The organism is Limosilactobacillus avium, from assembly GCF_947381485.1.
Lineage (GTDB): Bacteria > Bacillota > Bacilli > Lactobacillales > Lactobacillaceae > Limosilactobacillus > Limosilactobacillus avium.
In genome coordinates, this window is the sequence record NZ_CANCWN010000018.1 from 1 (window position 1) to 11,536 (window position 11,536).

General features: G+C 48.0%; 7 protein-coding genes. 6 read left to right on the forward strand and 1 reads right to left on the reverse strand.

The window, feature by feature from the left end; genetic code table 11:
• The first annotated feature begins 150 nt into the window (after positions 1 to 150).
• The 4 genes from QOS01_RS06635 to QOS01_RS06650 all read left to right on the forward strand — a co-directional run bounded on the left by QOS01_RS06635 (position 151) and on the right by QOS01_RS06650 (position 9,515).
• Positions 151 to 741 (forward strand): TetR/AcrR family transcriptional regulator, encoded by a 591-nt coding sequence (locus QOS01_RS06635; protein ID WP_283621649.1) that lies wholly within the window; start codon positions 151 to 153, stop codon positions 739 to 741.
• Positions 742 to 969: 228 nt separating this feature from the next.
• Positions 970 to 4,587 carry a DNA-directed RNA polymerase subunit beta gene (gene rpoB / locus QOS01_RS06640; protein WP_283621650.1) on the forward strand — a complete coding sequence of 1,206 codons (3,618 nt, stop codon included), beginning with the start codon at positions 970 to 972 and terminating at the stop codon, positions 4,585 to 4,587.
• 46 nt (positions 4,588 to 4,633) lie between these two features.
• Positions 4,634 to 8,269 (forward strand): DNA-directed RNA polymerase subunit beta', encoded by a 3,636-nt coding sequence (rpoC, locus tag QOS01_RS06645; RefSeq protein WP_283621651.1) that lies wholly within the window; start codon positions 4,634 to 4,636, stop codon positions 8,267 to 8,269.
• A 76-nt stretch (positions 8,270 to 8,345) separates the two neighbouring features.
• Positions 8,346 to 9,515 (forward strand): DUF998 domain-containing protein, encoded by a 1,170-nt coding sequence (locus QOS01_RS06650; RefSeq protein WP_283621652.1) that lies wholly within the window; start codon positions 8,346 to 8,348, stop codon positions 9,513 to 9,515.
• A gap of 36 nt (positions 9,516 to 9,551) precedes the next feature.
• Here QOS01_RS06650 and QOS01_RS06655 read toward each other — a convergent pair whose 3' ends face one another.
• The gene (locus QOS01_RS06655) at positions 9,552 to 10,244 is read right to left on the reverse strand and encodes a prepilin peptidase (protein WP_283621653.1); all 693 of its coding nucleotides are present in this window, start codon (positions 10,242 to 10,244) and stop codon (positions 9,552 to 9,554) included.
• A gap of 253 nt (positions 10,245 to 10,497) precedes the next feature.
• Between QOS01_RS06655 and rpsL the strand changes: the two genes are divergently transcribed.
• Together rpsL and rpsG are read left to right on the forward strand one after the other, a co-directional pair.
• Complete coding sequence (rpsL, locus tag QOS01_RS06660) at positions 10,498 to 10,914, forward strand: 30S ribosomal protein S12 (RefSeq protein WP_047767437.1); 417 nt, start codon at positions 10,498 to 10,500, stop codon at positions 10,912 to 10,914.
• Positions 10,915 to 10,935: 21 nt separating this feature from the next.
• Positions 10,936 to 11,406, forward strand: a complete 471-nt coding sequence (gene rpsG / locus QOS01_RS06665; RefSeq protein ID WP_047767439.1) for a 30S ribosomal protein S7 — start codon at positions 10,936 to 10,938, stop codon at positions 11,404 to 11,406.
• The last annotated feature ends 130 nt before the right edge of the window (positions 11,407 to 11,536 follow it).

Sequence of the window (11,536 nt, forward strand, 5' to 3'; positions counted from 1 at the left end):
ATTATCAAACACCTTTGGAAGTATTCATGAAGTATATTACAGATGACCAATTTCTAATTTAAATTGACATTCCGGGTGTCCAAAAAACAGTTGTCAGATGATAAATGTTGGTTCTATAATAGTTAGTAGCTAATTTGAGGAGGCAATTTGATGAAAAGGGCAGAGCAATTAGAAAAAACTCGTCAAGCAATTTTAAAAACAGCAACGAAGTTATTCTTGCAAAATGGTTTTGGGGAAACATCAACAAGGGATATTGCTAAACAGATTGGGATCACCCAACCGGCACTTTACCACCACTTTAGTGACAAGGAAGTTTTGTACCTGGATGTCATGACGAAATTATCAGGGAAAATTCGTCAAGAGATCAACAAGGTTATGCGTAAACACAAGCTGACGCCGGAGGAACAACTTTTTGAAATCGTCCGGGTCCTGAAGAAGCACCACCCGCTGAGCATCTATGACCAATACAACCAGGCAATGCAGCTTCTTTCTAAGAGTGCCCAGCAGAAGCTGAACATGATTTTCACCATGGATTACCTGGAGCCAATTGGGGACTACTTCAAGCAACCAGCAGTAAAACTCCGGCCAGACCTTTTACCAAAGGAAGCTGCCGAGTTATTCCTGGCTAGTCTTTCCCCAATCTTTGGTACATATCAGCGAATCGGTGGCCATTCCATTACGGTTGAGCAACGGGATAAGCTGATTCTAGACTGCATCATTAACGGCTTAGCTAAGCGTTAATATTTTTAAACTAAATTATTGACAGGTGAACGGGCAGTTAGTATACTAATAGAGTATGTAATTGTGAGTTCATCTGATCCCGGTGATCTATTGTCCATCGGGATCGGCAATAAAACCAAAGACAGTTTTTAAACTGTTTTTGGATTTTTTTTGCCCAAAAGTTGGATTTTGACCCAATTGTAATCAAAATGTAACATTTAAAATGAACCCACCCAACAAATTAGAGAGGTGAACAGTTTGGCCGGACATTTAGTAAAATACGGTAAACACCGTACCCGTCGTAGTTACTCCCGAATTAAGGAAGTTCTCGAGTTACCTAACCTGATTGAAATCCAAACCGATTCTTACAATTGGTTCATGGACAAGGGCCTTCGGGAAATGTTTGATGATATTATGCCAATTGACGATTTCCAAGGAAAGCTTTCCCTTGAATTCGTTGATTATCAACTTTTGGAACCTAAGTACACTGTCGATGAAGCACGTGAGCACGATGCTAACTACTCAGCACCCCTGCACGTTACTTTGCGGTTAACCAACCACGAGACCGGCGAAATCAAGTCTCAAGACGTCTTCTTTGGTGACTTCCCACTGATGACTGACCAAGGGACCTTCATTATTAACGGTGCCGAACGGGTTATTGTTTCACAATTAGTTCGTTCTCCTGGTGTCTACTATAATGAAGAAACTGACAAAAATGGTCGGCCAAGCTATGGCGCTACCTTTATTCCAAACCGTGGTGCATGGCTGGAATACGAGACTGACGCCAAGAACGTTTCCTACGTTCGGATTGACCGGACCCGGAAGCTGCCAATGACTGAACTGGTTCGGGCCCTTGGCTTTGGCTCTGATGACGAAATTATTGATATGTTTGGTGGCGACAGTGAAACCCTGTCACTGACCCTGGATAAGGATGTCCACAAGAACGCTGAAGACTCACGGGTCGAAGAATCCTTGAAGGACATCTACGAACGTCTGCGTCCAGGTGAACCAAAGACGGCCGATTCTGCACGGAATCTGCTGACGGCCCGCTTCTTTGATCCAAAGCGTTACGACATGGCACCGGTTGGTCGTTACAAGACGAACAAGAAGTTAATGCTGAAGTACCGTCTGTTAGGGCAGACTCTTGCCGAAACATTGGCTGACCCTGACACCGGTGAAGTGCTGGCACAAAAGGGTGACACGGTCGACAAGGAAGTCCTCAAGAAGTTGGAACCTTACCTTGACCGTGACGACTTCAAGATGATTACCTACACGCCATCTGATGAAGCGGTGGTTACGGAACCCGTTAAGCTGCAAAAGATCTTAGTTTACTCCAAGACCGACCCAGACCGGGTTGTACCAATCATTGGTAACGGCCACATTCCGTTGGAATACAAGCACATTGAACCAGCAGATATCCTGGCTTCTCTGAACTACTTCTTCAACTTACAAGAAGGAATTGGGAGCACGGATGATATCGACCACTTGGGTAACCGGCGGATTCGTTCCGTGGGTGAACTGCTGCAAAACCAGTTCCGGATTGGGCTTGCCCGGATGGAACGGGTTGTTCGTGAACGGATGTCTATCCAAGACCCTGACACCGTTACTCCACAACAACTGATCAACATTCGTCCAGTGGTTGCATCAATCAAGGAATTCTTTGGTTCTTCCCAGCTTTCCCAATTCATGGACCAGACTAACCCGCTGGGTGAATTAACCCACAAACGTCGTCTGTCTGCCCTTGGACCTGGTGGTTTGACCCGTGACCGGGCTGGTTACGAAGTTCGTGATGTTCACTACACGCACTATGGCCGGATGTGCCCAATTGAAACGCCAGAAGGTCCTAACATCGGTCTGATCAACAGTCTTTCCTCATACGCTCGTGTTAACAAGTATGGCTTCATTGAAACACCATACCGTCGTGTATCCTGGAAGACGCACAAGGTTACCGATAAGATTGATTACCTGACTGCCGATGAAGAAGATAATTACGTTATCGCCCAGGCCAACTCGCCATTGAACGATGACGGTTCCTTCGTTGACGAACGGGTTATGGCTCGTGATAAGGATGAATACGTTGAAACCAATGTTGAAAACGTCGACTACATGGACGTTTCTCCTAAGCAAGTTGTTTCTGTCGCTTCCGCATGTATTCCATTCCTTGAAAACGATGACTCCAACCGTGCCCTGATGGGTGCCAACATGCAGCGTCAAGCTGTACCGTTGATTAACCCGCACGCACCACTGGTAAGTACTGGTATCGACTACAAAGCAGCTCACGACTCTGGGGTGGCCCTGATTGCTAAGAAGCCTGGTACTGTTGAATACGTTGATGCTCGTGAAGTTCGTGTTCGTGAAGACGATGGTTCATTAGATACTTACAAGCTGATGAAGTTCCGTCGTTCTAACGGTGGTAAGAACTACAACCAACGGCCAATCGTCAAGGTCGGTGAACATGTGGATGCCGATGACGTGCTTGCTGATGGTCCATCAATGGAACAAGGGGAATTAGCCCTTGGTCAAAACCCATTGATTGCCTTCATGACTTGGCAAGGGTACAACTTCGAAGATGCCATTGCCATTAACGAACGGCTGGTTAAGGATGACGTTTACACGTCCATCCACATTGAATCTTACGAATCCGAAGCACGGGAAACCAAGCTGGGCCCTGAAGAAATGACGCGGGAAATTCCAAACGTCGGTGACGACGCTTTGAAGGACCTTGATGAAGACGGGATCGTTCGTATTGGTGCCGAAGTTCATGATGGTGACATCTTAGTTGGTAAGGTTACCCCTAAGGGAATGACCGAACTGTCTGCCGAAGAACGGCTGCTCCACGCCATCTTTGGTGAAAAGTCCCGTGAAGTTCGTGATACCTCACTCCGTGTTCCTCACGGTGGTGGCGGAATTATCCAAGATGTTAAGATCTTTACCCGTGAAAACGGGGATGAACTGTCACCAGGTGTTAACACCATGGTCCGGGTTTACATTGCCCAAAAGCGGAAGATCCAAGTTGGTGACAAGATGTCTGGTCGTCACGGTAACAAGGGGACGGTTTCCATTGTTATCCCTGAAGAAGATATGCCGTACATGCCAGACGGAACGCCAATTGACATCATGCTTAGTCCAATGGGTGTGCCAAGTCGTATGAACATTGGGCAGCTGCTTGAATTGCACTTAGGGATGGCTGCCAAGCGCTTAGGTATTCACATGGCAACACCAGTATTCGATGGTGCCACCGACAAGGATGTCTGGGATGCCGTTCGTGAAGCTGGTTTCCCAGAAGATGGGAAGACAATCCTTTACGATGGTCGGACTGGTGAACCATTTGAAAACCGGATTGCCGTTGGTTCCATGCACTACCTGAAGCTGGCCCACATGGTTGATGATAAGATTCACGCCCGGTCAACTGGTCCTTACTCACTGGTTACCCAGCAACCACTGGGTGGTAAAGCACAGTTCGGTGGTCAGCGGTTCGGTGAAATGGAAGTTTGGGCTCTTGAAGCTTACGGTGCTGCTTACACCCTTCAAGAAATCCTGACTTACAAGTCTGACGATACCGTTGGTCGTGTCCGGACTTACGATGCCATCATCAATGGTGAATCAATTCCAAAGCCTGGTGTTCCAGAATCATTCCGTGTGCTGGTTAAGGAATTACAAGCCCTTGGTTTGGACATGAAGGTTCTTGACGGTAATAACAAGGAAATTCAACTGAAGAACATGGATGAAGATGACTCTGAAGTTGTTAGTGTTGATGCATTGGCTAAGTACGCTGAACAACACAACGCTGATAACAAGGACAAGAAGACGGCAAACAAGGCTTCTTCAACATCCACTTCGACTGAAGATAAGACCAAACAAGATTAATTTATAGTTCTTCGCTCATATATTACGAAATAAGGAGGAACATCCTTTGATTGATGTCAATAAATTTGAAAGCATGCAGATCGGTCTGGCATCACCAGATAAGATCCGTAGTTGGTCATACGGTGAAGTAAAGAAGCCGGAAACCATCAACTACCGGACCCTGAAGCCAGAAAAGCAAGGTCTGTTTGACGAACGAATCTTTGGCCCAACTAAGGACTACGAGTGTGCTTGTGGTAAGTACAAGCGAGTTCGTTACAAAGGTCGGGTTTGTGACCGTTGTGGGGTTGAAGTTACCAGCTCAAAGGTTCGTCGTGAACGGATGGGCCACATTGAGTTAGCGGCTCCCGTATCACATATTTGGTACTTCAAGGGGATCCCAAGTCGGATGGGCTTGGTCCTGGACATGAGTCCTCGTTCCCTGGAAGAAGTCATCTACTTTGCTTCTTACGTTGTTCTTGACCCTGGTGACACCCCACTGGAAAAGAAACAACTGCTTTCTGAAGCTGAATACCGTGATAAGAAAGCTGAATTTGGTGACCGTTTCACCGCTGAAATGGGTGCGGCAGCTATCAAGAAGTTGCTTGCTGACGTGGACCTGGATAAGGAAGCGGCCGAATTAAAGGAAGAATTAAAGGAAGCCACTGGTCAAAAGCGGACCCGGGCAATCCGGCGGTTGGATATTCTGGAAGCCTTCATCAAGTCTGGTAACAAGCCAGAATGGATGGTGCTGGACGTTATCCCGGTAATGCCACCTGACTTACGGCCGATGGTTCAACTGGAAGGTGGCCGGTTTGCTACCTCTGACTTGAACGACCTGTACCGGCGGGTTATCAACCGGAATAACCGGCTGAAGCGCCTGCTGAAGTTGCAAGCACCAGGAATCATCGTTCAAAACGAAAAGCGGATGCTGCAAGAAGCCGTTGACGCATTGATTGATAACGGTCGTCGTGGTCGTCCGGTCGCCGGTCCTGGTAACCGTCCACTGAAGTCCCTGTCACACCTGCTGAAGGGTAAGCAAGGACGGTTCCGTCAAAACCTGCTGGGTAAGCGGGTTGACTACTCTGGCCGTTCCGTTATCGATGTTGGTCCATCCCTGAAGATGAACCAAATGGGTCTGCCAGTTCCAATGGCTCTGGAACTGTTCAAGCCATTCATCATGCACGAACTGGTTAAGCGTGGGCTTTCTGCCAACGTTAAGGCTGCTAAGCGGAAGATTGACCGTCGTGATGACGATGTCTTCGATGTATTGGAAGACGTTATCAAGGAACACCCAGTTCTATTAAACCGGGCACCTACCCTGCACCGGTTAGGTATTCAGGCCTTTGAACCAATCCTGGTTTCCGGTAAGTCCATGCGGTTGCACCCACTGGTATGTACCGCCTACAACGCCGACTTTGATGGTGACCAGATGGCCATCCACGTTCCATTGTCTGACGAAGCGCAAGCAGAAGCACGGCTGCTGATGTTGGCCGCCCACCACATTTTGAGTCCTCGTGACGGGGAACCAATTGTTTCACCATCACAGGATATGGTTATCGGTAACTACTACATGACCACTGAAGATAAGGGTCGTGAAGGCGAAGGAATGATCTTCAAGGATACCGATGAAGCTGAAATGGCCTACAAGAACGGTTACGTTTCACTGCAAACCCGGGTTGGGGTCCAAGTATCCTCCTTCCCAGACAAGCCGTTCACCGATGAACAACGGGGCCGGATCATGGTAACTTCCGTTGGTAAGCTCCTCTTCAACCGGATTATGCCAAAGGACTTTGCCTACATTAACGAACCAACCGACGCTAACATTCATGAAGGGGTTGACGACAAGTTCTTCCTGGAACCTGGTCAAGACATTCACGAATACTTAGAAAACGCCCCACTGGTTCCACCATTCAAGAAGGGCTTCCTGTCTGACCTGATTGCTGAAGTCTACAAGCAATACAAGGTTACCAAGACTTCTCAATTCCTGGACCGGATGAAGGACCTTGGTTACTACGAATCCACGATCTCTGGTCTGACAACGGCGATTTCCGATATTCATGACCTGCCTGAAAAGCCAGAAATCATCAAGAAGGCCCGTAAGCAAGTGGCCTTGATCACCAAGCAATTCCGTCGTGGTCTGATTACGGATGACGAACGGTACGAACGGGTTATCGGTGTCTGGAACGATGCCAAGGATGAAGTACAAAACAAGCTGATTGAGCACATGGACATCCACAACCCAATCAACATGATGTCTGACTCCGGTGCGCGTGGTAACATCTCTAACTTTACCCAGCTAGCCGGGATGCGTGGCTTGATGGCCTCACCAAACGGTAAGATCATGGAACTGCCTGTTCTGTCAAACTTCTACGAAGGGCTGTCTGTTCTGGAAATGTTCCTGTCCTCACACGGTGCTCGTAAAGGGATGACTGATACCGCTCTGAAGACTGCCAACTCAGGTTACCTGACCCGGCGGCTGGTTGATGTTGCCCAAGACGTCGTTGTTCGTGAAAAGGACTGTGGTACTGACCGTGGTCTGGAAGTTACGGCCATTACTAACGGTAACGAAATGATCGAACCACTGTACGACCGGATTATGGGTCGTTACACGATGAAGTCCGTCTTTGATCCAAAGACTGGTGAAAAGATTGTTGGCAAGAACGTGCTGATCGACGAAGACATGGCCCAAAAGATTGTTGATGCCGGTGTTAAGAAGGTTACCATCCGTTCCGCCTTCACTTGCAACACTGAACACGGTGTTTGTGAACGTTGCTACGGCCGGAACGCCGCTACTGGTGACCGGGTAGAAGCCGGTGAAGCCGTTGGGACCGTTGCCGCTCAATCAATTGGTGAACCAGGTACCCAGCTGACCTTGCGGAACTTCCACACTGGTGGTGTTGCTGGTAACGACGATATCACCCAAGGTCTTCCTCGTGTGCAAGAAATTGTGGAAGCACGTAATCCTAAAGGGCGGGCAACCATCACCGAGGTTACTGGTGAAGTTGTTTCAATTGAAGAAAACCCAGCAGAACGGACTAAGGACGTTACTGTTAAGGGTGAAACCGACACGCGGACTTACACCCTGCCAATCACGGCACGGATGCGGGTTTCAGAAGGTGACTTTATCCACCGGGGAACTGCCCTGAACGAAGGGTCAATTGATCCGAAGGAATTAATCCAAGTTCGGGACGTTCTTTCAACGGAAGCTTACCTGCTGGCCCAAGTTCAAGGTGTTTACCGGATGCAGGGTATCGACCTGCTGGATAAGCACGTTGAAATCATGATTCGTCAGATGATGCGGAAGGTACGGGTCATGGATCCAGGCGATACTGACCTGCTTCCTGGTCAACTTATGGACATTGGTCAATTCCGCGAAGCTAACAAGCCAACGCTGTATGCTGGTGGTATTCCAGCAACGGCCCGGCCAGTTATCCTCGGGATTACCAAGGCCGCTTTGGAAACTAACAGTTTCTTGTCGGCAGCTTCATTCCAGGAAACCACTCGTGTATTAACTGATGCTGCTATCCGCGGTAAGAATGACCCACTTGTTGGTTTGAAGGAAAATGTTATCATCGGTAAGATTATTCCAGCTGGTACTGGGATGAGCACTTACCGGCACATTAAGCCGAAGGAAGTTAGTGTTGCTGCATACTCCATCAAGGACTTAGAAGCCAAGATGAAGGAAGAAGACAAGCAAAACTAGTTCTGTGAAATTGATAAAAAGGGTTATGGCTTTTGTCATGGCCCTTTTTTTATTTGCGATGAAGAGGGGGAGTAAGGTGGCAAAAAAATATAAAGTTGAGATACCGGCAGCAGCCTTAAAAGAGACGGACTTCGACCCGGGGGATGACCTTTCCTTAAGTGTTAGTCACAAGCAGTTCGTTATCCGGCCGGCCAAGGTGACTGACCAAATACCACAGATCAACATTGCTTTCTATACGGTACCGGCCCTATTAATGATGGTTATCTTCTTTGTATATAGCCGGAGTCTGGGCGTTACCCAGGTGGCCTTAACCGGGAAAGACTATTCGATTGCGAATGCGGGGACCCTGCTGGGCACAATCAGTGGAATTGTGATTTTCGTCATTGCGGCGATTTGGACGAAGGTTAACCAAACGGGGCCTACTAAGGAACTGTATTGGCGAAACCTCCCAACGATTGTGATTGCCTGTGGACTGATCCTGGTCTTTTCATTTTCGGCGGCCTTCTGGTTGCTCGGCCGCCTATTTATGGACGCCAGTTTTGATATCTACACGTCAACCGTGATGATCTTCATGATCCTGGCGGTTGTTAACTACGTGATGATTAACCTAGCCATGACACTAACCACCAGTATTATCACCAATTTGCTGACCATCATGATCATTGGTGGGATGCTGTTTGCGATGCTGACCAACTCAAGTCGGGACTGGTGGAAGCACAACTTCAGCTTCTTGGGGACAGCGGAGAACTCCGCTAATTTCCAGTTCAACGTGACCCTGATTTTCTCCGGGGCGTTGATGTTGACCCTGGTGGACTACCTCTTTGTTAACCTCCAGAAACGCTTTAAGGGACGGCGGGTTCTGATTCTCCGTTGGCTGCTCTACGCGCTTTCCGTCTGCATTGCGTCAATTGGCCTCTTTCCCAATGACCCCCAGTTCCACATCCTCCATGACCGGATCTCGATGTGGCTGGTCTACATTATCCTGATTCTCATCGTCGCCCTTCGGTGGATCCTGCCACGGGTGACTAAGCAGTTCTTAACCCTGTCATACACGTTGGGCGCGGTGATGGGCGCGGAATACATCATTTTTAAATTGACTAACTACCTATCCTTAACGGCCTTTGAGCTCCTGGAATTTGGTCTGGCCTTTTCCTGGCTGCTCTTGTTGCTCCAGAACATTGAGAACCTGGCCAACTTTGGCCACAACCTGTTTATCGTGACGGTTAAGGACGATTCAAAAGAGTAAACTGCACCTGGTGCCGTTATAGACACCAGGGCTTTTTTATATAATATTATTTTTAAGTAAAATTAGAACTACTGCGAGGGCACTAGCCAACCCGGGAAGGAAGGGAATCTTTTCTTTGGCTGGCACCTGCTGAGTGAGGAGGAGGGTGAAAAATGACCCGCACATGATGACATAGAGGGTGGGGTACCAGCCAATGGTGAAAGTCACGACCAGGAGGAATTCCCCGTCCCCAATTCCCAGGCAGCCAATCAGACAACAGCCGGCCAGGGCCAGGAGTAGCAGGGCCGACGCAATCATATTTTCCCATGTCCACGCCTGATGGTGGGTACAAAAGAAGAGAGGGAGTAGGCCCACTAGGCTGACGGGGTAGATAAATTGGTAAAAGTAGTCACTGCTGGCGAGGGCAACAAGGGTGCTAATCGTAATTAAAAACGCTGCGGAAGTCCCAACGTTAGGGCTACACAATAAAGCAGCCGTGGTGCCCGCCAATAGTTCGCAGAGGGGAAAAAAGACGGAAATCGGCTGGTGACAGTAATGACAGCGCCCACCTTGAATGAGGTAACCAAGGATGGGGATGAGCTGCCACCATCTTAGGCGGACATGGCAGCCGTCACAATAGGAGCGTACGGGGGCCCAGGGACGCTGGTGGTTGCCAATTCGCTGACCACAGAGGGCGCCAAAAGAGGCAAGAACGGTTCCAATAAGAAAGTAGTAACTGGCGAAAAGCAAAATAAACACCTCCCTATTTATAAAGAACGGGGAAAAAGCAGAATTAACTTAAAATAACTATCCGTCGTTCATTGACATTCTATTTTGGGCGTGATACTCTATTTAAGGTGCTTTTTTAGCAACGAGTGTCTGTCGTTGGGCAGGCGAATGCGTCAACGAAGGCACATTAATCTAATATTCATCCAGCACTTTTTTTATTCATCAAAAAGAACCACCTGGATGTGTGGACTTAAATTAAGGAAGGGGAAAAATTATGCCAACCATTAACCAATTGGTACGTAAAGGCCGTAAGAGCCACAAGGGCAAGTCAAAGTCACCAGCTCTTGGTTATGTTTACAACACTTTCAAGAAAGAAGAAGTTAAGACACCTTCTCCACAAAAGCGTGGGGTTGCTACCCGTGTCGGTACGATGACTCCTAAGAAGCCAAACTCAGCTCTGCGGAAGTACGCCCGTGTACGTCTTTCCAACCTGATCGAAGTTACTGCTTACATTCCAGGTATCGGTCACAACCTCCAAGAACACTCCGTTGTTTTAATTCGTGGTGGTCGTGTTAAGGACTTACCAGGGGTTCGTTACCACATCATCCGTGGTACGCTCGATACTGCTGGTGTTGAAGGCCGGATGCAATCACGGTCCAAGTACGGTGCCAAGAAGCCGAAGAAGAAGTAATTTATAAGGAGGAGTTAAGTAATGCCACGTAAAGGACATGTACAAAAGCGTGAAATCTTACCAGATCCAATGTACAACTCAAAGCTGGTTACCAGCCTGATTGACCACTTGATGATCGATGGTAAGCGCGGAACTGCTACAAAGATTTTGTACGCAGCTTTTGATCAAATTAAGGAAGAAACTGGCAATGACCCAGTTGAAGTATTCCAACAGGCTATGGACAACGTTATGCCTGTACTGGAAGTTAAGGCACGGCGTGTTGGTGGTTCTAACTACCAAGTTCCAATCGAAGTTCGTCCAGAACGGCGGACTACTTTAGGCCTTCGTTGGATTGTTCAATACGCACGTCTGCGTGGGGAACACACAATGGTTGAACGTCTTGCACGTGAAATCATCGATGCTTCTAACAACACAGGTGCTTCAGTTAAGAAGCGTGAAGATACGCACCGGATGGCAGAAGCCAACCGTGCATTCGCACACTACCGCTGGTAATCACTGTCAATTGAGACCAGTCGCTTAACTGGTCGAAAAAGGGGTGACGTAGTTGATTAATGACCGTCATCCCTTTTTCTAAAATGACGTAATTATTCATATAACCATATTCTGGAAGGAGATACACTCT